Below are 21,331 nucleotides of genomic sequence, written 5' to 3' on the forward strand. Positions count from 1 at the left end.
TCACCCCGCCCGTTTGCTGGTGAAGGGGACGATTTCGGCATCTGTTTCCAGGGCTTCGTCGCTAACGACTAGGGCGTCTTTGCCCAGTAGCTCCAGCAGCTCGTCGCGGTGATCCTCGGCAAACCTCCGCCGGGCTTCTTTTGGGGCCCGTGAATAGGCGTCGTTTAGTTTTCTGCGCGCTGCCTCAACCGGGTCTTTAACTGCAGTTCCGGGGGATTTCTTGCGGGCCAGAACTTCCTTGGCGGATTTGGCGGTGCCATCACCCAGGGCGCGGCAAATATTGGCACGGTCAGTGGCTTCGCCGCATTTTGCGATCAGTTCAAGGTCAGTGAATTGGATCCGTTTGGGCGCATTCCGCAGTTGGGATATTTCTTCGCGAGACAGCTTTCCCCCCACACTGATCAGGCGTCGGATATGGCGTTCTCCCTTGTCGAAAACTTCGGATGCGTTGGCTGCAAAACTGCTAACGGACATAATGTCCGTTGGCACTCCATTCTTTGCACGTCCTCCGGCACTTCCACGAGCGGCCTCGGGGTGATCTTTCTCATACAGCGCCTTATGCGCCGCCAGAAATACTGCCATATCAAGGGCGCTCAACGGTGCTCCGGCGACATTGGCGTCAACTTCGATCCGAATAGCTTGGTCAAGGGTACAGTTACTCACACTGACCGGGACCTCTTCCAACCCGATTTCTTGGGCGGCACACAGTCGGTGCAGACCGTCCATAAGCCGATAGCCCCCATTCACCTTGCGGACCAATAGCGGCTGCAAGATGCGACCAACTTCACTAATGGACGATACAATGCTGGCGACACCAGTCGGCGATGCGGTGCGCAGGCGCTCTTCTACCTGGATGGACGTAACGGGTAGGGTGTCTATTTTCTGCCAATTAGGGTGGCGCATGGGGATGCTCCTAAATGAAAAGTTAGCGGGTAGGGGAGGGGGCCTGGGCAGCAAACAACTGCTGACAAAGAAGGCTTCCGTGTCTATCGTCGCGTTCATTAAAAAGACGGAGGAATTCAACCGTGGAAGAACAATTGCGAAAACGCATTTTTGATTTAGAGGCCCGACTGCGCGCACAAAACGTATTGCTAATGTCCCTCATTGTTTCACTCTCCTCGGACAATGAATGCACGGTTAAAGAGGCTCTTGAACTTGCCGAGCAACAAGCCGGTTCGGGCGATGTAGCCGGACTTGAAACCAGCGCCAGTTATCTCTCCGAAATGGTTGCCGAGCTGCGTTTTGTTCTTGAGCCGTAAGGCACCGGCCTTTGCAGCGTTAAGGTCAAAGAAGCCGACTTTTGGTCGCGTATGCCCCCTCTTTCTCTGGGCAACGGTTTCTTGAAACTGGTCGCGGTTAAGGAGGAAACGTTCACAGTCGCCAAGCGTTCGGTCGTTCAATAGAGCCGTAGCCCAGGCGGCCACCTTTTCCTGTGCCAGGCATTCTGCTTCGACTGTGTCGTCTAGATCGTGGGCAATACTCTCTGCGGATGCAGACCCGGCTTTCACAGAGGCCAGTTGGTCTATCAGATCCGCTCTGAGCGCCGCGAGACGCGTGTGCCTGGCAACGGCTTCTATCAAGCCGGATAGGCGTTCTGGCGCGGTCATTGGTGCTGTCGCCATGGCCTTGCATTGCTGTTCAAAAGTCATCGAAAAATGTCTCCTGCCAAAAGTCCAAAAATGAGAATTATGAAAAGTGAGGCCGCGCCGAGGATCTCGCCGAGCCAGAAAAGGGCGGTGCCAAACCAAGCGCGTCGGCCCCAGCGTCTCTGCTTTAATGTGCAATGGCTGGGGCCCGTCTTCGCGAGTGTTGGGCGTGAAAAAAAAGCCCCCAGTGGTGCATCCCCATGACCACTGGGAGAGTTGTCCAACCGGGCCCGAGCTGGAGCGTGGTTGGATTGGGAGTGAGGGTGAATATGTGTCACGATGCAGCCTTTGTGAGACAAACACTGTCCTTCGCACAGGTTTGTTGGCTCACTTGCCGAATTGCTGATTTGGAATGCTCTGGTAGTTCTTTTTGAGCCGCAACAATTAGCTCTTTTATATCAACGAACGGATGGTTTGACTTCGCAATCTCAAATGCTCTTAGAGCATTACTGATGGCAACGAGTTTCTTCCCAGATGGTTCGAGGATTTTGTCACCTTCGAACCTGCAGATGTAGTTTGAGCGGAGCCCAGCCAACTCGCAGAGTGCGGTTTGCGGAATACCGAGTTTACGCCGTTTGTTTGTGCATTCTTGTGGAGTAATGAGTGTCATTATATGTACCTTAGGATACTATAATGTAACTAAAGATACAATAATGTAGCCTTGTCAAGTATACATTTATGTATTACTTTGTACGCCAATGTAGGGTTTTAGGGCGAAAATATGGACGCTGAAGCACGTAAGCGGCTTAGAATTGCAATCGCTGCCAGTAACATAACCGGGCAGTCCATTTGTGATAAATATGGGTGGCCAAAGAACTATGTATCACGCGTGGTGAATGGTGATATCAAAGGCCCTGATCCGACTAGGCTCTTGCATATTTGCGACGAACTAAACGTGGGAATTGTCTACGTCTTGACTGGCCGACAGACCACGTCGGACAGGCAAAACCTACTCAATGAGATTGCTCAATCACCTCAAGAAGTTATTGATCAAGTTGCTGATTTTGTTCGCGACATTGGTCTGGGGAGCGAGAGCTAGAGTTTGCCAACAAGCGTCGGAGCTCATTCTCTATTTCTTTCAATTCGCTGTCTGAACAAGTTACAATTTTGTGGGCGACAGACTGAACTTTCTTCAATGTTTCGACTAGTGCTTCAATTTCTTGCAGCTTTACGGCGTTCACCGGCTGATTGTTCATTTTCTTATGCCTATGTTTTTAAAAATGTGCCTCTCATGAAAGTTGCTGAGGGGTGCATACACACATGGGTCCACTGCTGGCACAAGTGTGCAACTCTAAGGCCTTAATGTCAGTTTCTTTGGAACCGTTGTCCAGCCCGTCGGATCGTCCCGCATCTACAGATGACGCATTGCAGCCATTTGTTGTGAAAAGTACGAGCTACTAGATTGCCAGGTATTAAAGCTCTCGGTCGTTGGCCTAATTGGTGCTTTCGGCCCAGACCAGACCTTCGTGCCAAATCCTTCTAACGGCAGCAGTCAGCCCGAAGCTGACCTGGCGCCGAAACCTATCGCCAAAATGGCGGACCTTCAAGGCGATGTGCAGCACAAGTTAGGCTGCGGCCAAGTCTCCACTCTCGGCATCTGCGAAACTCCGTATCCAGGAGAGCATTCCGGCGTCACGAAGATCGAATTACGAACCTTCGCTGCGATCTTCCTTACGCCAACTTTATGCAAAGCAGGTAAACTTTCGAAAGTAGCACGTGGTAGTCATTTTACACCTTACTGGGCAACAAATGTGCAAAGAGGCCGGGTCATGAAGCAGCCAAGCTACGTCTAATGTGCAGAAGCCAAATAGGATTAGGAAAACCTGCGCTGCACTATCACTGCAACCAATTCTGAAATCAGGACCAGAATAATAATCGCGAAGGTCACAGCTGCAGCTTTATCATACTGGAAGGAGCGTACGTAAGTTTGGACATACAAACCAATCCCCCCTGCACCAACGATCCCCAGGACCAGGCTCTCACGTAAATTAAGCTCAAACCGGAAAATGGTGTCGCGCAGGACAACCGGTGCCATTTGCGGCCAAATCCCCCAACGCAGCTGTTGCGCACGAGAGGCACCAGCGCTTTCGAGGGCTGCCACGGGAGCTGAGGCAACATTGTCGATCGCTTCGGCATAGAATTTGGCCAGCATACCTGTCGCATGGAAAGTGATTGCTAGAATGCCTGGCAGTGGTCCCAAACCAACCGACCCCACCATCAACATTGCAACCACAATGAGAGGAATCGCCCGGATCATTGCAAGCAAGGCCCGCACGGGGCGCCAAATCAGTCGGGGGAACAGCTTTTCAGAAGCAAGCACCGCAAGGCCCGCGGATAGGATCACCGAGAAGAATGTGCCAAGGATTGCAATGCGCAAGGTTTCTAGCAAACCTTTCAGGATCTCGGGCCAGACGCTCCAATCCGGGGGGAACATACGTGCCAGAAAATCTGCCAGACGCGGCGCGGCGGACGACAGCTTGTCAGTGCTGATATCCGCACTGAGCCCGGCCCAAATCACGGCTCCGCCGATAAGTATCCAGATCAAATTTCGTGTCATCAGCCAACCAAACGCAGATCTGTGTCCGATCGAAAACCATCATAGAGTTGTGTAATGTCTTCTTGGGTCAAATGCGCCGAGAGACGATCAAACATGATTTCACCATCGCGCAGCCCAATAACCCGGTCAGCAAAGGTTTGTGCCAACTGGGGTTGGTGAGAACTGAAAATGACGGCAGTTTCGCCGTCACTGGCGCGTGATGTAATCAGCTCTAACACTTTTGCAGCCCGTGACGGGTCAAGGTTGCTTACAGGTTCATCCGCCAGAATCAGACGTGGTTCCTGCGCCAGACAGCGGGCGATGGCAACGCGCTGACGTTGGCCCCCAGACAACTGATCTGCGCGTCGATCTTCAAAATCGGACAGGCCTACATCTGATAAAGCACGCGCAACGATCAGATGATCTCCAGTATCAAAGGTCCCCCAAAGAGAGGGCCAGCCCCGCGTGCGCCCCATGCGGCCATTCATGACGTTTTGATACACGCTCAGGCGGTGAAGCAAAGCAAATTCCTGAAAGATAAACCCAACATCCGCGCGATCACTGCGTGTGAATCGTTGTCTTTTGGAAAGAGCTATATTTAGAACATGAGCCTCGCCAGATCCCAGACTTAGGCGGCGATCAAGTAACTCCAGCAATGTGGACTTGCCAGCCCCGGATGGCCCGAGCAATGCAATCCGCTCACCCTTCGATACAGAGAAGTTTATATTTTTCAATGCAGAAACTCCATCAAACTGATGTGAGACACCACAAAGGGACAGGCATGCGGTCATTCAAGTAACCCGTATTTCTGCGCCATATGACGGACACCATCATAGGCCGTGGTATCGGCAACAACATATCCATCCGGCCCATAAAGATACGCTAGAAGATACCGGTTCTCAGGCATGTTCAGCGTCAGCATCATCTGGGTGAAATTTGCTTTCATTTCGTCGGCCAAGTCAGGGCGCGCAATGATCGCGTGGCTGGGGATCTGCACGGACTCACCAATCACCTTGATTTCAGTCTGCTGTTCCGGTGTCAGCAGCATATCAGCATATTGGCTGGCCCCCGCCGCATCAACAAGCCCGTTTGCCATCGCCTGCATCGCCTGCTGGTAGCCCCCCGCAAAAAAGCTGTTGCCAAAGAACTCCGCCGCGCCTTGGGTGCCGGTGAAGAGGCCATCCTCAACAAACAAATCAAGTGGGTAAAGATAGCCGGACTCTGACACGGGATCCGCAAAAGCAATGTCGCGGCCTTTCAAGTCGGCAAGCGTATCAATGCCGCTGTCCTTGCGCACAAATACCCGGCCCGCGTAACTGGGATAGTCCCGGTAAACCTCGGACACCAGCGGCTCCGCCCCGATTTGGGCCTCGGCCAGCACAAATGGCAGCGCCCCCATGAACGAGATATCAGCATCGCCATTGCGCAGGGCCTCGACTGCGGCAGCGTGGTCATAGGTCACATAGCCCTGAACCGGCACGCCTAGCTGATCGCCCATCCATGCAGTGATGACATCAATATCCCCCAGTAGCTTTTCAGGGTTTTCCTGAGGGATGAACGCGATTTTCAGGCTGTCTTCGGCGAAGGCTGCTGATGCGGTGAGCGTCAAGGCGCTAAAAGATGAAAGTAACATGCGGCGGCTGAACATTAGTACATCCCCTCATTGATTTCAGATTGTAGAGTTTTGAACATATCCCACGCGGTGGCAGCATCTGCCCAGTTTCCAGCGGCACTGGCGTCTCCGACGGCCTGTAGATGTGCCGACAAGAGATAGACATCCGGTTTGGCCGCTTGATTAATCATCACCGAGGCATCCGCTGCCAGGTCAGGCGCAACAGTTTCTACCAAAAGCGCGATGTTTTCAGCGTCTTGCATCGGGATAAGGGTGTTCAAGGTTGAGGCAAAAGTGGTCAGTTCATCAAACGCCAGCCGAAAGGTGCTCTCGCGACCCTGAAACACTTGATAGGGATCTTCACCATCGCCGATAGCCTCTAGATAGGCGGTCAGATCAGAGCGTTCGTCGACATTCAGGTTCAGGGATTTGCTATCATTGAACCAGTCTACCACACCAGCAAGTGTCGGTATCGACCCGTCATGCATATAGGGGGCGGTGAAGTTGACGTTGCGCAGCGTCGGCGTGTCAAACTGCGTTGCAGAGCCACCTTCAAACGGCGCCTCAGAAGTGCCGATGTCATAGGTCTGACCATCGCGGAAGTTCCGCTCGGGAGTGTGACAAGATGCGCAGGCACGGCCGTTCAGTCCGTCAAAAGGCGTATTGAACAGGACTTCACCCCGCATTGCAGCGTCTGAGGCCAGATCGGTCAGATTGCCAGCTCGGTCAATCTGTGGGTTGGGTAGGAAATCAAACTGCCGCATATAGGCCATCAAGGCATCCAGTTGGAACGGTGTCGGCTCCTCGCCAGCAAATTCGGTGACGATCACATTGCGGGTGAAATCGCGCAGGCTGGCTTCGCGCCCGTCGCGGCCGTATGGCGCGGTAAAGCGGATGCCGCGCAGGGATGGAGTATCAAGGTGGTCATCGTTGCGATCATTGAACATCGGTGCAAAGAACGACCCGTCCACATCCATTCCGCCCGCATGATTGCTGAGGCCGGGAATGAAGAAATCACGGTTCACATCAGATCGGTTGTGGCAGGTCGAGCAGGTAAAGCCCAAATCGCGCGCCGGTCCTCCAAAAATCTGGGGACTGTCAAACAACATATCGCCGTAAGCCACGAGAGGCATGTCGGCCTCATCCAGGCCAGCCTCTTCAAACTGCAGGATCAGACGCGGAAATTCGCGCTGATCGGCGATGTCGGATCCAGGCGGCAGCGAAACAGGCACATCGACCGAGACACCGGTCTGAAGAGTGGTTTCCGGCACCGAAGTCAGTTTGGCCCGTGGTGCGAAACTGGCGGCGGTGAAGTTATCCTGCAGATAGGTCTCGATAACCGCGCGCGCAGCAGCAAACGCAGTGTGGTCAGGCTCCGGGGCACCAGATTGTGACAATCCAGCACTGCCCACCGCGGAATTCAGGGTCAACCAAGCCCGCCCCAGTGTACGGAAGCCAGCTGGATCACCCGCCTTAATGCCATCTGCGAAGGCGCGATACAGGGTCTCGGCGCGGGCGACCTCTTGAGCTGCATTTGCAGTGCCAAGTGCGTCGTCTGCCGCAGCAAGGGACCGCAAAATGCCATTTTTAACCACATCAGTCGCGGCTACAAACAGCGCCTGACGGTCCTGACTGCCAAGAGCAGAAGTTACTGCATCAACCTCTGCTTTGGACATTTTGGAAACTGCGGAAACATTGCGGGCGCTGCCGGTGACGGGCGTGGTCCAGCTGTTTTCTAGTTTATCCCATGGCATCGGATCAAGATTGCCCAAAAACAATGTCAGGCGATATGCGGCGGCACGAGGGGCCCAAGGTGCTTCTTCAAGCGCGGTGGCCTGTGCCGTCATGGGCAGCAGGCACAAAACAGCTGTGGTCAAAAATCGTTTCATGGCGCATCCAAAAGTTATCCCTGGCTAACTTAATTAGCCAAGGCTAACTTATTGTCAAGCGCATGCTTCGCGTGCAAAGCTGGATTAAGTCACTAAGAGTATAAATTCCCAATGATAAAGCCTCATTCAAATTCCGTTACACGCGCCGTTGAAGACCAAGTCCGCCAGTTCGAATCTGTGCGTACAGCCCACCAAAGTGAGATTGTGGAGGATTATGTTGAACTGATTGCTGATCTCATTCATCAGTATGGATCTGCACGCCCAAAGGATATCGCTGAACGTCTGGGCGTTGCACAACCGACTGTGACAAAGAACCTTGCGCGTCTTAAACGCGAGGAATTGATCCTGCACGAACCTTATCGCTCAATTCAGTTGACGGACGAAGGTCGGCAGCTCGCGGCGTCTTGCCAAAGACGTCATCGTACTGTTGTTGAGTTTCTGATTGCTTTGGGAGTATCTTCCGAAATCGCGGAACATGATGCTGAAGGTATCGAGCATCACGTCAGTGAAGAAACGCTGCAGGTCTTCGAGGCCTTTGCATGCAAGAGAAAGGCAGATTGAGACCCCGAGTTCGCAGGTAGACCGGTGCAGCTCTAACTTGAAATTCACATTGCACTCACGCTTCAATGTCTACAATGGGCACACCGCATCGCGACATTGAACATCACAACCAGAGACGAGTTAGGGTCAGTCGCTACATGCTGTGCTAGCAAAGGGTAGTGTCTGAGGAAATAGCCGAAGAGGGCTCAAAGCAGCCGGCAAGCCGTGTCTTCAGAATGTTGGCTTTGAAGCTGTGTCCAGAGTTTGCAAATGTTACTATCTGCGCATAGCGGCCGCTAGTGGTGGTCGCGTCTAATGGCCGGTTCCAGCCCAAAGCGGTCATGGTCTCAAACTTGCCCAGCGGCAAAAGCAGTCATTCAAATCCGGTTGGCTAAAGGTCCGCTGGGCGGACCTTACCGACATTCGATTTCCTGCCTTTGCTAACGCAACAACACTGTGCGGCTGCAGTAAACCCGTCGCTGCGGTGCAGTTCAAGTCCCCGAATCGGCCATTAGATGCCACTGCCAAGCGCGAGTTCTCACACGCCCTATCGCTGCGGTTAATTCTGACAATCGAGATGGAGAGCCGCCTCGAACGGTCAAATGGTGTAAGAGGAGATGGATCTCTGCTAGGCTGTGTTTTTTGCGTCCGAAAGTGCTGATTTCTTTCGGTTTGACCACAACCCAGAAATTTCACTAGGCTATAGCAGTAAACGGGCACCTCAGACCGAAATATGAATTCATGGACAAACCAAAAAACAACACTGAAGAACACTCATCGTTTTTAGATGATCGCCGCTTAGTTGTAACTCTTCACGGAATTCGTACTTTTGGCGGATGGCAAGAACAATTAGAGGCGCTCATCACCGATGAATTTGGGCGGAATACAGTCAAAGTAATAAACTACAAGTATGGTTTCTTTTCGGTCATAGCGTTTATAATTCCATTTTTTCGGTGGCTAGTTGTACGGCGTTTTCGTTCTGAACTGCTGTATTGGGAAAAAAAGAAAAATTGGCACAGGATAGACATTATTGGCCATAGCTTTGGCACACACGTTCTCGCTTGGGCGCTTCATGGAATCCCACGCCAAGAAAGACCAAGAATACACACAATCATTCTTGCAGGATCGGTACTAAGAGGGTCGTTTCCGTGGAGGGATCTGGTCGGCGATACAGTACTGCGCGTGATAAACGACTGTGGTTCGAAAGACAAAGTGCTTTTAGTTAACCAGCTCTTCGTTCTGTTCACAGGTATGGCCGGTAGAGCGGGCTTCAGTGGTGCGACGCATGGAGGATTTAGGAACCGGTTTTTCGAATTCGGGCACAGTGGTTATTTTTATAACAAAGATGGTCGGCTTGATGTTTCTTGGGCTCGTGAATTTTGGCTGCCATTGTTTCGTGGCGACAAGCCGGTTGACCCCTATGATGAACGACGCCCTCCTACGGTGCTCGACGGTGCCGTTGAAACTTTCGCTAACAATGCGGAGCCAGTAAAATTAGCAGTATACTTTGCCCCATTATTTTTTGCCACGATATGGATTTGGGGGCTGTATGTTGGAGAGGAGGAAGCGCGAAGATTTGCTGAGCAAGCGCAATCCAAAATTGAAGCTTCCCTAGTTGCGGAAAAAGACGCCACCAGAATCGCAGGTGAGCAGCGTGACTTAGCGCAGGTTAGGCTCAGAGAGTTCGAGCGTAGCGAATCTATGTTGTTGGCGGGAGAAGCAAAAAGACTGGTAAACGCGGGCAATGCTTCTGCAGCGGCACTGGTTGCGCTGAGAGGGCTACCTGCTTTGAATAGAGAGGCAGGTAACCGCCCGCTCGTCTCCGAAGTGCTGATGGCGCTCAACGAAAGCTATTTCAATTTAAATGAAAAGGCATTCTTGGAAGTGACTAGCACCGATATCTTTGAGATCAGCACCGATGGAAATTTTGCATTGACCAATGGCAATGATCTAAATGCGGTTCTCCTCAACATTCGAACGAACAAGGTTATTTCTGTTTTTAGAGTCGGCTGGGACGGTATGGCTTTCTTCAATCCCAGTAATAGTTCAATCTGGGTGGTCAACACTTATGCTGGCGCGTACACAATCCGATCTTTTGACGCTGAGAATGGCGAGTTCATCGAGGAGCTTTCGAATCCTGAGGAATTCCGAGATTTTGCAATAAGTGCGGACCGGACAAGAGCAGTAAAAGTCTTTGACCGTGTTGTGAAAATTTGGGACACGGAGGAGATGAAACTACTTTCTTCGTTTCCACACGGTGCAGATTCCCCAAAATTTGAAGAACTTAGCCATGACGGCCGTAGTGCCGTTCTTGAGGTTTCTCCGGAGCGTTATCGTGTATTCAATCTATTGACAGGTTCTATGATAGGAGAATTTGACGTTGATCGAGAACATAGTGTGATTACTGCGTTGAGCTCGGATGGGTCCCGGATGATCATATGGGGCGAACAGCTTTGGAACACAAAGACGGGTACGCTTGTCAAACGGATCCCAGGAAATATGAGCATTAGGGGTATTAACCACAAGCATGCCTTATTCAGCCCAAACGGAAGTCAATACATAGTCCCTCAAAGCGAGTATTCTGTACTCGCGGGAAACTCTTCCGACGGCGCAGAATTGTTCGAAATTGATAGTCCTGGATCCAAAATTTCCGGATTTTACTATAGCAAAAATGGTGATTGGATTATTGTCACAAATCTTGCAGGTGAAGTGACAATTTGGAATTCCAGAACTGGACAGCAAATAGAGAAATTGGCTGGGCACTCTAACATTATAAACGTTGTATATGGTGATGAATCAAAGAGATCTGTATATGTCGGAGATTTCAATAGTGTTAAAGTTTGGTCAACCGGCCCGAGGACTCCCGATTTTATCTTTTCTGAACATACTGGTCCGTCCTTGATTTCAATAAGTCCAGATAGTCGCTGGCTAGCAACCGGTTCGATTGACCAATCTGCCGCGATTTGGGATCTGCACAGGGGAAAACGGACCGCAAAGTTAACAGGTCACGTTGCTGCGGTATATGCAGCAGAATTTAATCCACATTCAACAATACTGATTACGGGCTCTGCTGATGGAACTGCCAGAGTTTGGGACGTGCCGAGTGGAATTCCAATCGAAACGCTTGAGCCGAAGAGTGGGTCTCCAATTCTTGCGATAGCCCATAGTCAATCTGGCAACCAAATCGCGGTTCTCCAAGAAGACGGATCGGTAACTATGTGGGCGTCTGAGACATACCAGATGACCTCCTCTTTCCAGAGCAGACGAGGAGCATACCAATTCTCGTTCAGCGATGATGACAAACAACTTCAATTGCGAGGAAGGAGTTTTGCTGAAATATGGGATCCAAATGTCGCCAGAAAACTGTTCGAAATTGAGCATCGAACTGAGACATCTCATGCCTATCGTATTGATGAAAATGGTGAAAGTATAGGGATCGAACGAGAAAGTGCATCAGGTATTTTTTGGGATGGAGCACATGTTCATTTTGGTAAGTCTTATGCACCGCAGAATTACAGGGACCCGGAAGTATTCCATTCGTCTTATGTTCAAAATCTCTCTGACCGGTTTCAAGGGTCGGTAGATTCCATAGGAAATAGAGATGTACTTCGTATTCTGGATAGAGACGCAGGCCAGCGAGTTACGCTACAGGGTCACAGTTCGGAAATCACAGCTGCCAGCATTGGTTCGGGTGGTCAATTTGCAGCAACAGCCTCGAATGATGGCACAATCCGATTGTGGAGTGTCGAGGAACAAAGGAGTTTGGCCGTTTTTGAGGGGCATTCGGACAACGCAATGGCAATTTTGCTGTCGAATGATGGTACCAGCCTTGTTTCGACCGGGAAAGACAATGAGGTAAGGGTTTGGAAGCTATATCCGCAATTTAGCAATCTTATTGTAAAAGTTTGTTCCATTTTGAGACGAGATTTATCGTTACTCGATCGGACGATTCTAACGAACTCCAGCTTGCAACAAGATTTACCTGAGAAGAGTTTTCTAAATTCTGGTGAGATGCCAAAAATTTGCGTGGAATTGATTGCATTTCCGGATACTGAATTTGTAAAATAAATACCTGACAAGCCCGCCTCCTGAGATCATTTTTCGCAAATCTCTATAGTCGTAATACTGGGATTTTTGCCATCATTAATTATTTACCGCGTTAGACTGGTAGCCAGTTGCGGTCGATAGTAACGAAAAACTCATATAGGTTAGATTAGGGGCGCAAGAATCTCAGAAAACTTCTCGACGCGCGATATAGCCTCTAGGGCTGATGTATCCGGAATCCGTTCTTTGGCCGCTCTATTCTTGCTGCAGCTGTCTTGAATGGCTGCTTCGCAGAATCAAATTTTCTGCATCTGCCACGTATTTTTGTGCTGCGTGTGCACGCAGCGATATTTCGACATGTCTGCAGTGGGCTCCTACCAGCTGCTCGCTGCGCACCGCGCGAATGTCTGCTTTCGGGAAGCGGCCAAGACTTTGCAAACTCCGTTAACTGCGCATAGCCGCCGTTGGGGCTGACCGCAGCGAAAGTCTGGAACCCGTTATTAGAGCAAAAACACTGCAGTACAGCACCTAGGATTGAGAGCACAATGTATGAATTCATGTCAGTCACGAACGAGCGCATGATGTCATAGCTTCGCCTGAAATTGCTTTCTAGTTCCAGCGCAAGAAAAGGCGCTCTGAGTTTTCGCACCGCCATGATTTCAAACGGTTATTCTCTATCTAGAAAGTCGGCAGTGAACAAAAAGGGCGACTTTCTAGTTCCACGGCTCAAAAATCGCTGGAATTACCGGTGTCTGTGGCATGGGTGGTGGGCATCAGCCTTATTAATATGGCTCTCTGGCGGGCTGGTGGAATTTGCAGAGTTTGGTGCCCCAATACCGGCCGAATGGCGATTTAAGCTCGTTTTAAGCCTTTTTGAAAGACACGCGCCCATTCTGTCCAGATCACGTTTCGTTATCTTAAACGCTCATGTTTTTAAGGCTCTGTCCGGCTTCTTCCACCATCTTCCGGGCTCTTCCGGTTACTGCAATAATAGGTGTCCAACAACATTTGGATATCGAGCGCTGTAGCCGGACAGACTTTCTTGCACGGATGGACAGAGATAGTTGCAGCAACTCGTTTTTGGATTGCTGCAGCTTTTCTTGGAAGAACTCAAGTGCTTATAGAAGGATATTCGAAACTGAGTTTTTCAATATATGGTTTGAACTCGTCATGGGCGACCTGGCCATATTCTTGGATAACTTGAGTGGCTGTCACTAGATCTTCGCCAATGTGTTCTGTGATACCGGCGAGAATGCGATTTAGTTGAGCTCCATGTTCATCCACTTGGGCCATATATTTTTTGGGTATTTTGGATTTTGCTATAGGTCCATCTAACTCTCGTGAGAAACCTGGGACGGTGTGAAGCCATTTGGAGAATTCTAGGTAGTCGGAAGAATATTGGTCTAACAGTTGAAGCAGATTTGCGGCTCGTTCCTCAACCATCTGTATTTTCCCGATGAGTTCAGAATGCTCCTTAGACAACAAAAAGCTATATTCTTCGACAGTTAATCGATCTGGCTCAAGGAACTTTCCGACCGAAGGACCAACAATCTGGAATGCTTGGTCTGCCTCATGCCCGTGCGCGTTTGCTTCCTCATAGAACTTATTGATGTGTTCATCGACGTTTGCGACTAAGTTGGCCCATCTGGTCAACTTCAAGAAACCCGAAACTGCGCTGCTGGCGTTGTTTCTTATTCTTTCCTCTTCCCGTTTTTTTCTCTCTAGGGAATTGGAGAAGTAGAACATAGCCAACGCTGTTAAGAGCGCTATACCGCCTCCGATTACTGTAGGAATAATCGCCGACCAACTAAATGATGCGCTAGTGTCGGGGGCTTGAACGATGATAAATGAAACTCTCGCGTCGATGTCGGATAACCAACTAAAATAGCTTTGCAACAAATTGATGCCTTTCCATGCGAATATTGTAGATAAGTACTTCTACCACATCGAGTGGCCTTCAGTTTAGCAACTTTTGTCGAGTTTACGGGATATCAAAATTCCGTATCAACAGCTCACCACGCTTCCCCCTGGCGGTTTCCTTGCGGGCCAGGGTGTAGCTGACCTCAACCTCTTCCATCTCAAACCCAGAAAAGATCTCGCGGATCTCGGGGGTGTCGTTGATCGACATCAGCGCCTTGCCCTTGGCTACCTTCATCCACTGCGCCAGGGCTTCAAAATCATCCGGTGCAAACATCGCCTTGCCATAATCGTCCTCGCAGCCCCAGTAGGGCGGGTCTAGGTAGAACAGTGCGGTGGGTCGGTCATAGCGGGTGATGAATTCGCTGTAGGGCAAGCATTCGATCACCACGCCGCTCAGCCGCGCATGAACGTCTTCGAGCATTGGTTCCAACGTTGATAGATTGAATCGGGCCGGGCGGTCCGGTGACACCCCGAAAGACCGCCCTGATATCTTGCCACCAAAGGCGTTGCGCTGGAGATATAGAAACCGCGCTGCGCGCTCCAGATCGGTTAGGGTATCAGGCCGGGTGGCCACCAGGCGCTCGAACTCAACGCGGGTGGTGAGCTGGAACCGCATGCAGTCGATGAACTGCGGATAGTGGCGCTGCAGAATGCGAAACAGGTTGGCGATGTCGCGGCCGAGGTCGTTGATCACTTCGGCGCGCGGCCGCATCTGGCGGCGCAGGAAGATACCGCCCATGCCGACAAAGGGCTCGGCGTAAAGACCATGTGGGGTGGCGTCCAGGATCGCGGTGATCCGTTTGGCCAGGTTGCGCTTGCCGCCCATCCAGGGGGCAACAGGTGAGGTGTTTTGAACTGGGGTTAAACGCACTTTAAAGAGCCTTTTCCATCGCGGTCTTGCCGCTTGGATAAAGGGCTCTGTTGTGGCCTCAAGTGATTGTGTGCCTTGCATCTTGGGCACTTGATATTGAGCGCGCCGTGTAGGGCATCACTCTCAATTTTAAATAGCAGCCGGGCACATTGGCCGCAACGCTGGTCTTGCATGGACAAGTGGAATCACCTCAGAAAGGCCACACCCTCGCGAGGGGTGGGAGCGGCCATAAGGCGATAGCTGGTCGGCGGGGTTTAGTGTGAATATTAGGCCCCGTGTTAAGGAGTGTTACAGCACCCCTTAGCCTCCCTGTAAGGAGGCGTTATGCGTCGTTATCCCGCTCACCGTCAAAGCTGGTGATCAGGGTGTTGCCCAGGCGGTGGGTGACTTGTGTGACCAGCCATTTACCACTCAAACCTGGGTGTATGCCCTGCAGATCGACAAAGCCCTCGGCCAGCAATCCGCCGTCAAATCCAGCCAGTTGGATGGACGCCTTACCACTGGCGCGTTTGCTGCTTTCCAGAGCGCTGTCTGCGGCGCGCTGCGCCTCATTTTGACTGGCATAACGGTGGCGCAGTTTTAGCAGCGGCTCACCATCGCCTGCGCTGACCTGGCGCACCTTTGCAGCGCCCAGTTCGGACCACTCGGCAATGACCTTACTGTACTTGCCCCGGCCGCTGGCCTTCCAGTTTCCCCGACTCATCTGGGTGACGTTGATAACTGGCACTGGAAGGTCGGAGCCGTCGGCGGCTTTGCCGATCCCACGTTTGATAAAGACCAGCGCGCCGCCTGCCGGTTTGGCGGTGGCGTCGAGGTCGCGGGCGAGGCGGGTTAGGAAGTTCAAATCACTCTCAGCGGTCTGCGCCAGGTACCCATAAAAATGAGCCTTTAAGCTCTCTGCAACAGCAGTTTCAAGACCGTTTTCACCGGCGATTTTGGCGACGATGTCCTGGACAGTAACGTCGTCCCAGTTGCGGGTTTTGGGGGCTTTGATGCCGCCCAACATGTCGGCCGCCTTGGCGCTGATGGTGAGCGTGTTGGGGAACAGATCACCGGATAGCTCGTCAACCACATAGCGACCCATCGGCACCAGACCAGTCTCTTTGAGACCAAGGCTGATGTCCAGGACAGCACCCACGTCGGGCAGTTCAATGCGGTTGTCGCGGTTGTCCAAAGTGATTTGCGCCGTGTCAGATTTCTGGCCCGCTTGGTCGGTCAAGGTGAGGTTGACCAGGCGGTCCTTAAATTGGGCGGTTTGGTCCACAGAATTGGCGATGATTTGAAAGTCTGGCGTCATGGCATTAGCCCCAAAGTCGCAGCGGTTTGGCGACGGGTTCAACGGCTTTTTCCGGCAGGATCAACACCAGCCCAAGCGGCAAGACCGGTCCCCGTTTTGCAAGGCCCGGATTGGCTTCATAGACCAGCTCGACCATGGCCTCAGAGCCGTAGTGTGAGCGGCAAATGGCGTCGACCATATCGCCGTCTTTGGTGCGATAGTTGGTCATGCCAAATCCGTCCCGTATGAGCGCAGAGTTAGGGAGAATTCGATCTTGCGAGGTGCCCCGTCGCGCATCAGGTAGCTCTTGCGTTCTTCGACCCGCACAATCACCCAACGCTGCCAAACCCAACCCAACCCGTCGACCATCATGAACGGCAGGCCTGTTGTGGCCTGAAGCCGCATCAAATCGACCTGGCGCAACCCGCCTTTGAAGTGGGGGTAAATCACCCCTTCCAGCGTGATTTCCTGCGCATCCGGCCCCCCGTATTGCAGGGCAGGCGCGCGGCCGATCCGGTTGACCTTGCGCCAGCGAAAGGCGGCACTGCGTGAGAGCTGCTGGTGGCCGCCATTACTCATACCAAACCGGAAAGCCCCAAGCGCCATCATGACTAAACCAAGTTGCATTAGAATGTCGCTCCATCGTGTAAGTCGCTGCGCCGCGCATCCTCACGCGCATCGAGCTCGCGGCGCACTTCGCGCGCCACATCCTCGGGCGACATGCCGGGGGTTGGGTAAATGTTGAAGGTTACTGTGTCGCCCTCCTGGACTATGGCTGGCGCGGCCGCAGGCGCTGACATTGCCGGGCGCTGGTCGATGCTTTGCAGGACCTCGGCCTGACTGGGCAGAGCGGCGGCCGGTGCGGTGATGGCAGAGGCTGCCATAGCGGCGCGCAACACGCGGGTGGGCAGGATTGAACCGGAAACACCGGGCACAAAGATCTCCGGTGATCTCTCGCCAACAAGGTAGGGAATACCGGCCCGAACCGGACCGCCGCTGTCGCGCCCGGCCGGTTGGCTGGAGTTGGGGTCGTCGCCGCTGACCCAGTTCATTACGTCGGTGATCCACTGGGGCTTTAAGGCGGCCAGTTTTGCAGTGATGGCGTCTACCATTTCCGTAAGGAGTGAACTCATACCGTCCCATAAGGATTGGAGCAGTGCGACGCCGGTATCATAGAGGCTGAACTCGGCAAACTTGGCGATAATCTCGTCGGGAACACCCATCAGTTCCATGGCGACGGCAACCATCCGGGCCGCGCCGTCTACCGCTGCGGTGAAGGGGTTGAATTTGGCAATCAGTTTGAAGACGCCATTCAGAATGCCGTCTTCCATATTCAGCCGGATCTCATCAACCATTGCGCCCACAAGTGAGCCGAGCCCGTCCCATAGCGACTGGATCAGCGCGACGCCGGTGTCATAAAGACTGAAGGCCCGAAACGCCTCGACGATCTGTTCGGGAACGCCGAGCAGCTCCATCACATAGGCAATCAGACCCTGCATCCCCTCCATGGCCAGAGTGAAGGGATTGAACTCGGCCAGCAGTTTAAACACGCCCTGCAATATACCCTGGTCAAAGGCCGCGCGCACCGCCTCAACTTTCTCAGTCAGAAAGGCCACCAACCGGTCCCAGTTTTGATAAACCACCAGGGCAAGTGCCGCGAGTGAGGTGATGATCAACCCAACCGGATTGGCCAGCATCAAAAGCCCCAATCGCCAAAAGGCCGTGGACAGCAGTTTGACCCCGCGCAATAGCGCCACCATCGGGCCTTTGCCAATCCAGGCCAGCAATCGGCCCGCCGCCCGAATTGGGGCCATGGGCAGTAGCCAGACCAGGCGCAGGGCCAGCCAGCCCCCATAAAGCTTGGCAACAGTTGCGACCAATCCGCTGTTGGCGCTGGTCCACTCTATTACTCGGCCGACCACACCGCCCAGGGCAGTGCCCGCATTGGTGCCCCAGCTTAGCCACTGCTGTTCGGTGGCATCCATTGGCCCGAGAAGGTTGGTGAACCACTGCCAGATCTCTTTGGCATAGGTGATAATGCTGTCGAGCATTGGCGCGGCCGGGCCCAGGGCGTCGCGGAACGTCTGCCAGAACCCGACAAAGAAAGTCTGCAGGCCCTGCCAGTTGTTGTAGATCCACACTCCGGCCATCGCGATCCCGACCAGCAGTGCGCCAACACCGGTGGCAATGAAGGCCAGACGCAGAGCAAACAGAGCGCCTCGGATCAGCTTTAAAGGGTTCAGCAGCGCCAGCAATCCAGCCGCAAGGCGGGGCAGCATCATCACCATCCAGGACGCGGCGCGAAACACATGCAGGATGGGCAGCAGCGTGGAAAACAGCCCCCAGCGCAAGCCAATGGAGGCGATCTTTACCGCAAGCAATCCAGCCGTGAGCCGGAACAGTTGGGTGATCAATTCCGGGTGGGCCTCAGCCCATTCAATGCTTGCGCCAATCATCGGCTGCAGCACCGCCAGCAGCTCGTTCAACTCGGGCAGCAAAATGGACCCGGCCGCAATGGCAAAGCCTTTGACAAAGTTGGTGGTGACCACGATGGCATTGGCAGTGGTGGCGGCTTGCTTTTGGTATTCCGCCAGCATGGAGCCCGCATAATCTGACGGATCTGCGATCAGTTCAAACGCCTCGCGCAGCAGATCCACATTGGTCAACAGCGGTGCAATCGCGCCTTTGCTTTCCTCGCCAAATAGCTGGCTGATAGCGGCGCTCTGTTGGTATTCGGGCAGATCAGCCATGGCATTGACCACGTCCAGAATTGCGCCCTGGGCATCTTCGTGCATTCGCTTGGACAGCGCCACCGGATCAAAGCCAAGGGCGTCCAGCACCTTTGCCTGTCGCTTGGTGACAGCCTCGCCTTTGGTCAGTGCGCCCAGAAAGTTTTTCATACCCGTGGCCGCCACTTCCGGCGCGGCACCACCCGATAGAAAGGCCCCGGCCAGCGCCGCGATCTCTTGTTCCACCAGCCCGGCCGACTGCGCCACAGCACCCTGGCGGCGGATGATATCCACCATCGCCGGGGCGGTGGCGTTCATGTTGTTAGAGATATGGTTGATCGCATCGCCAAGCCCCAGAGCATCACTTGCGGTCAGCTTCATGGCACTGCGCCAGGTCGCCATGGCCTGACCGGATTGCTCGGCCGTGATATCAAAGGCAACGCCCATCTGGGCCGCGTCGCGGGCAAAGGCCAGCAGTTGGTTGCGTTCCTCGTCGTCGGGCAGGGCAGAGTCGACAATGCCAGCCTGACCGGCCGCTTCAATAATCTCCGCAATGCCCTCGGCCGCCATTGGCAGGGCTCCGGACGTGGTGAGCGCCAGAATGTCGCTGCTCATTTTGTCCAGGCCCTCGGGGCTGTCAAAATCAATGACTTTTGAGACACCGGCCATTGCGGTCTCAAACTGGATGGCGGGCTGCAGGGCTTTGTAAAGCGCATAGCCAGTGGCGGCGACGGCAAAGGCCTCGCCGCGCAATGCGGCGCGGCGGGCCTCGGTGGCCGCAATCTGGGCATTGGCCCAGTCCACACCGTTGCGCCCGGTCTGTTCGGTGACATGGCCGATCTGTTGCAACGCACCCATGACCTGGCGGGCCGGGCCGCTGGCCCGGTCCACCAGATCCAGAATCAAAGCTACATTTAGATCACCGACTGCCATGGTGCGTTGCCTCGTGTTGAGCTTTGAGCCGCTGTCGCGCTTTTTCGCGCCAGAGGGCCAGATCTTCGATGGGCAGGTCGTCCATCACATCGGGGGGCCAGTGAAAGACAAAGGCGATATCCGCCATTGCCTCTTCCACGTCGTCGGGAAAGCTTAGTTGACCGCTTCCAGCTCCAGCACCTGACCTTCCAACTGCTCCTGTTTGATGAAAAAAAGCATGGTCTTGCCCGCCAAATCGGTGAAGTCTTTCGGGTCCAGATCTGCAATCTGACTCTCGTTCAAGGGCGGCTGAGTGATGCGCGGCAGTAATTTGGTCAAAGCGCCTACGTCCATCTGCAGGATGCTGGTCAGAGCAAGGCCGCGCAGCTCTCCCGTTTTGGGTTTGCGCAGGGTGATTTCAAAGACGTCTTCGCCGTCGATCTGGACCGGCTCGACGAGGGTGACGGCGTTCAATTTGGTGATTTTTGACATGGGTTTAAATCCGATTTGAAGAGGGGGTTTTGGAAGTCTGTTTTGCTTCCAATTCGTCGAGACGTGTTCGCGCCTGCTCAATGGTCAGCTTCTCGTTGGTACTTCCCAGCAGACAGAGAAAGGCCCCGGCGAGAAAGACGATAAAGCCAGCCCATTGCATGGCGGTGCTGTCTACCAAAACACCAGGCCCAAAGAGAATGGCCACCAAAATCAACCACTGAAGAATTACCAACCACATGGGAACATGTTTGTGGCGGTGGTCGATGACCTTGATATTCAAGCTGTCCATGGGGCCTCCAGGGAATATTGAATTAAGTTATCGCAGGCGGCATCATACCGCCCGCGATGTTAGGACCGGTCGCTTAGACGCCCATGGCCTTGCGCAGCTCAACGACCTGGTCGACGCCGCCGATAACGCGCTTGCCTGCCAGGATGTCGATTTCAAACAACTCGTCGCCGTTCATAGTCAGGCGGAAATAATCAACCGCCAGGGACAGCTTTAGCGGCACATCACTGCCGGGTTTCAGATCGCCAAAGTTGGTCGAGGTCCAGCGCCCACCCAAAGTGGCCACATAGGTGTCGGCTGAGAAATCATCCTCACCCATGGCAGCAGGGCGCAGGACCAGGCGCTTGCGGGTGCCAAACAGCTTAACGGCGTTTGGCGACCATTCGGACAGGGTGACTTCGGCATTCATCGCCTCAGTGCCCATGTCCACAGGCGAGACCCCGTCCATGCCAGCGCCCCGGTGGTTGGCCACCTGCATTTTGAGCTCGGGCAGCTTTCCCTCGGTGGCACGGCCTGCATAGCTGACCCCGTCCAGGAAGGCGTTGAAGTTGCGAATAGTGCGTGGATATATCATCGCG

21 protein-coding genes are annotated in these 21,331 nt (G+C 53.4%); 3 read left to right on the forward strand and 18 right to left on the reverse strand.

Going from position 1 to position 21,331, the window contains the following annotated elements; translation table 11 throughout:
• From EBB79_RS08020 to EBB79_RS08030, 3 genes are all read right to left on the reverse strand, one after another.
• Positions 1–903 carry a ParB/RepB/Spo0J family partition protein gene (locus EBB79_RS08020; protein ID WP_164860760.1) on the reverse strand — a complete coding sequence of 301 codons (903 nt, stop codon included), beginning with the start codon at positions 901–903 and terminating at the stop codon, positions 1–3.
• Between the two features lie 206 nt (positions 904–1,109).
• On the reverse strand, positions 1,110–1,649 hold the full coding sequence (locus EBB79_RS08025) for a hypothetical protein (protein WP_127748423.1): 540 nt from the start codon (positions 1,647–1,649) through the stop codon (positions 1,110–1,112).
• A 271-nt stretch (positions 1,650–1,920) separates the two neighbouring features.
• Positions 1,921–2,256, reverse strand: a complete 336-nt coding sequence (locus tag EBB79_RS08030; RefSeq protein ID WP_127748424.1) for a helix-turn-helix domain-containing protein — start codon at positions 2,254–2,256, stop codon at positions 1,921–1,923.
• A gap of 111 nt (positions 2,257–2,367) precedes the next feature.
• On the opposite strand from EBB79_RS08030, the gene EBB79_RS08035 reads away from it, so the two are divergent.
• The gene (locus tag EBB79_RS08035) at positions 2,368–2,685 is read left to right on the forward strand and encodes a helix-turn-helix domain-containing protein (RefSeq protein WP_127748425.1); all 318 of its coding nucleotides are present in this window, start codon (positions 2,368–2,370) and stop codon (positions 2,683–2,685) included.
• A gap of 774 nt (positions 2,686–3,459) precedes the next feature.
• Here EBB79_RS08035 and phnE read toward each other — a convergent pair.
• From phnE to EBB79_RS08055, 4 genes are read right to left on the reverse strand one after another with little or no spacing between them, the layout of a single operon-like run.
• Complete coding sequence (gene phnE / locus EBB79_RS08040; protein WP_127748426.1) at positions 3,460–4,203, reverse strand: phosphonate ABC transporter, permease protein PhnE; 744 nt, start codon at positions 4,201–4,203, stop codon at positions 3,460–3,462.
• Positions 4,203–4,916 (reverse strand): phosphonate ABC transporter ATP-binding protein, encoded by a 714-nt coding sequence (locus EBB79_RS08045; protein ID WP_238705026.1) that lies wholly within the window; start codon positions 4,914–4,916, stop codon positions 4,203–4,205. The genes phnE and EBB79_RS08045 overlap by 1 nt, the downstream gene beginning before the upstream one ends.
• A 53-nt stretch (positions 4,917–4,969) precedes the next feature.
• Complete coding sequence (locus tag EBB79_RS08050; RefSeq protein ID WP_127748428.1) at positions 4,970–5,830, reverse strand: phosphate/phosphite/phosphonate ABC transporter substrate-binding protein; 861 nt, start codon at positions 5,828–5,830, stop codon at positions 4,970–4,972.
• The gene (locus EBB79_RS08055) at positions 5,830–7,683 is read right to left on the reverse strand and encodes a cytochrome c peroxidase (RefSeq protein WP_127748429.1); all 1,854 of its coding nucleotides are present in this window, start codon (positions 7,681–7,683) and stop codon (positions 5,830–5,832) included. The genes EBB79_RS08050 and EBB79_RS08055 overlap by 1 nt, the downstream gene beginning before the upstream one ends.
• 111 nt (positions 7,684–7,794) lie before the next feature.
• On the opposite strand from EBB79_RS08055, the gene mntR reads away from it, so the two are divergent.
• Together mntR and EBB79_RS08065 are read left to right on the forward strand one after the other, a co-directional pair.
• A complete protein-coding gene (mntR, locus tag EBB79_RS08060; protein WP_127748430.1) occupies positions 7,795–8,244 on the forward strand; it encodes a manganese-binding transcriptional regulator MntR in 450 nt (149 codons plus the stop codon).
• Between the two features lie 720 nt (positions 8,245–8,964).
• A complete protein-coding gene (locus EBB79_RS08065; RefSeq protein ID WP_127748431.1) occupies positions 8,965–12,291 on the forward strand; it encodes a WD40 repeat domain-containing protein in 3,327 nt (1,108 codons plus the stop codon).
• Between the two features lie 1,086 nt (positions 12,292–13,377).
• Here the strand turns inward: EBB79_RS08065 and EBB79_RS08070 are convergent.
• The 11 genes from EBB79_RS08070 to EBB79_RS08120 form a co-directional block, all read right to left on the reverse strand.
• Positions 13,378–14,163 (reverse strand): hypothetical protein, encoded by a 786-nt coding sequence (locus tag EBB79_RS08070; protein WP_127748432.1) that lies wholly within the window; start codon positions 14,161–14,163, stop codon positions 13,378–13,380.
• A gap of 85 nt (positions 14,164–14,248) precedes the next feature.
• Positions 14,249–15,013, reverse strand: a complete 765-nt coding sequence (locus tag EBB79_RS08075) for a DNA adenine methylase (RefSeq protein ID WP_238705071.1) — start codon at positions 15,011–15,013, stop codon at positions 14,249–14,251.
• A 35-nt stretch (positions 15,014–15,048) separates the two neighbouring features.
• Entirely contained in the window at positions 15,049–15,231 is a 183-nt protein-coding gene (locus EBB79_RS25575) for a Com family DNA-binding transcriptional regulator (RefSeq protein ID WP_420850400.1), read from the reverse strand.
• Positions 15,232–15,380: 149 nt separating this feature from the next.
• Entirely contained in the window at positions 15,381–16,355 is a 975-nt protein-coding gene (locus EBB79_RS08085; protein WP_127748435.1) for a phage late control D family protein, read from the reverse strand.
• Between the two features lie 4 nt (positions 16,356–16,359).
• Positions 16,360–16,563 carry a tail protein X gene (locus EBB79_RS08090; protein ID WP_127748436.1) on the reverse strand — a complete coding sequence of 68 codons (204 nt, stop codon included), beginning with the start codon at positions 16,561–16,563 and terminating at the stop codon, positions 16,360–16,362.
• A complete protein-coding gene (locus EBB79_RS08095) occupies positions 16,560–16,961 on the reverse strand; it encodes a phage tail protein (protein ID WP_238705027.1) in 402 nt (133 codons plus the stop codon). The genes EBB79_RS08090 and EBB79_RS08095 overlap by 4 nt, the downstream gene beginning before the upstream one ends.
• Positions 16,961–19,996 (reverse strand): phage tail tape measure protein, encoded by a 3,036-nt coding sequence (locus EBB79_RS08100; RefSeq protein ID WP_127748437.1) that lies wholly within the window; start codon positions 19,994–19,996, stop codon positions 16,961–16,963. Before EBB79_RS08100 ends, EBB79_RS08095 begins: the two co-directional genes overlap by 1 nt.
• Positions 19,983–20,123 carry a GpE family phage tail protein gene (locus tag EBB79_RS08105; protein ID WP_127748438.1) on the reverse strand — a complete coding sequence of 47 codons (141 nt, stop codon included), beginning with the start codon at positions 20,121–20,123 and terminating at the stop codon, positions 19,983–19,985. Before EBB79_RS08105 ends, EBB79_RS08100 begins: the two co-directional genes overlap by 14 nt.
• A 26-nt stretch (positions 20,124–20,149) precedes the next feature.
• Complete coding sequence (locus EBB79_RS08110) at positions 20,150–20,467, reverse strand: phage tail assembly protein (protein WP_127748439.1); 318 nt, start codon at positions 20,465–20,467, stop codon at positions 20,150–20,152.
• A 4-nt stretch (positions 20,468–20,471) separates the two neighbouring features.
• The gene (locus EBB79_RS08115; protein ID WP_127748440.1) at positions 20,472–20,756 is read right to left on the reverse strand and encodes a hypothetical protein; all 285 of its coding nucleotides are present in this window, start codon (positions 20,754–20,756) and stop codon (positions 20,472–20,474) included.
• Between the two features lie 73 nt (positions 20,757–20,829).
• Positions 20,830–21,327 carry a phage major tail tube protein gene (locus EBB79_RS08120; RefSeq protein ID WP_127748441.1) on the reverse strand — a complete coding sequence of 166 codons (498 nt, stop codon included), beginning with the start codon at positions 21,325–21,327 and terminating at the stop codon, positions 20,830–20,832.
• Between the last annotated feature and the right edge of the window lie 4 nt (positions 21,328–21,331).

It is taken from the genome of Parasedimentitalea marina, assembly GCF_004006175.1.
GTDB lineage: Bacteria > Pseudomonadota > Alphaproteobacteria > Rhodobacterales > Rhodobacteraceae > Parasedimentitalea > Parasedimentitalea marina.

Excerpts from the sequence above, each read along its gene's own strand:
- EBB79_RS08020 (WP_164860760.1), bottom strand. The coding sequence starts at position 903 with ATGCGCCACCCTAATTGGCAGAAAATAGACACCCTACCCGTTACGTCC.
- EBB79_RS08025 (WP_127748423.1), bottom strand. The coding sequence starts at position 1,649 with ATGACTTTTGAACAGCAATGCAAGGCCATGGCGACAGCACCAATGACC.
- EBB79_RS08030 (WP_127748424.1), bottom strand. The coding sequence starts at position 2,256 with ATGACACTCATTACTCCACAAGAATGCACAAACAAACGGCGTAAACTC.
- EBB79_RS08035 (WP_127748425.1), top strand. The coding sequence starts at position 2,368 with ATGGACGCTGAAGCACGTAAGCGGCTTAGAATTGCAATCGCTGCCAGT.
- phnE (WP_127748426.1), bottom strand. The coding sequence starts at position 4,203 with ATGACACGAAATTTGATCTGGATACTTATCGGCGGAGCCGTGATTTGG.
- EBB79_RS08050 (WP_127748428.1), bottom strand. The coding sequence starts at position 5,830 with ATGTTCAGCCGCCGCATGTTACTTTCATCTTTTAGCGCCTTGACGCTC.
- EBB79_RS08055 (WP_127748429.1), bottom strand. The coding sequence starts at position 7,683 with ATGAAACGATTTTTGACCACAGCTGTTTTGTGCCTGCTGCCCATGACG.
- mntR (WP_127748430.1), top strand. The coding sequence starts at position 7,795 with ATGATAAAGCCTCATTCAAATTCCGTTACACGCGCCGTTGAAGACCAA.
- EBB79_RS08065 (WP_127748431.1), top strand. The coding sequence starts at position 8,965 with ATGGACAAACCAAAAAACAACACTGAAGAACACTCATCGTTTTTAGAT.
- EBB79_RS08075 (WP_238705071.1), bottom strand. The coding sequence starts at position 15,013 with ATGGGCGGCAAGCGCAACCTGGCCAAACGGATCACCGCGATCCTGGAC.
- EBB79_RS25575 (WP_420850400.1), bottom strand. The coding sequence starts at position 15,231 with ATGCAAGACCAGCGTTGCGGCCAATGTGCCCGGCTGCTATTTAAAATT.
- EBB79_RS08085 (WP_127748435.1), bottom strand. The coding sequence starts at position 16,355 with ATGACGCCAGACTTTCAAATCATCGCCAATTCTGTGGACCAAACCGCC.
- EBB79_RS08090 (WP_127748436.1), bottom strand. The coding sequence starts at position 16,563 with ATGACCAACTATCGCACCAAAGACGGCGATATGGTCGACGCCATTTGC.
- EBB79_RS08095 (WP_238705027.1), bottom strand. The coding sequence starts at position 16,961 with ATGCAACTTGGTTTAGTCATGATGGCGCTTGGGGCTTTCCGGTTTGGT.
- EBB79_RS08100 (WP_127748437.1), bottom strand. The coding sequence starts at position 19,996 with ATGGCAGTCGGTGATCTAAATGTAGCTTTGATTCTGGATCTGGTGGAC.
- EBB79_RS08105 (WP_127748438.1), bottom strand. The coding sequence starts at position 20,123 with ATGGCGGATATCGCCTTTGTCTTTCACTGGCCCCCCGATGTGATGGAC.
- EBB79_RS08110 (WP_127748439.1), bottom strand. The coding sequence starts at position 20,467 with ATGTCAAAAATCACCAAATTGAACGCCGTCACCCTCGTCGAGCCGGTC.
- EBB79_RS08115 (WP_127748440.1), bottom strand. The coding sequence starts at position 20,756 with ATGGACAGCTTGAATATCAAGGTCATCGACCACCGCCACAAACATGTT.
- EBB79_RS08120 (WP_127748441.1), bottom strand. The coding sequence starts at position 21,327 with ATGATATATCCACGCACTATTCGCAACTTCAACGCCTTCCTGGACGGG.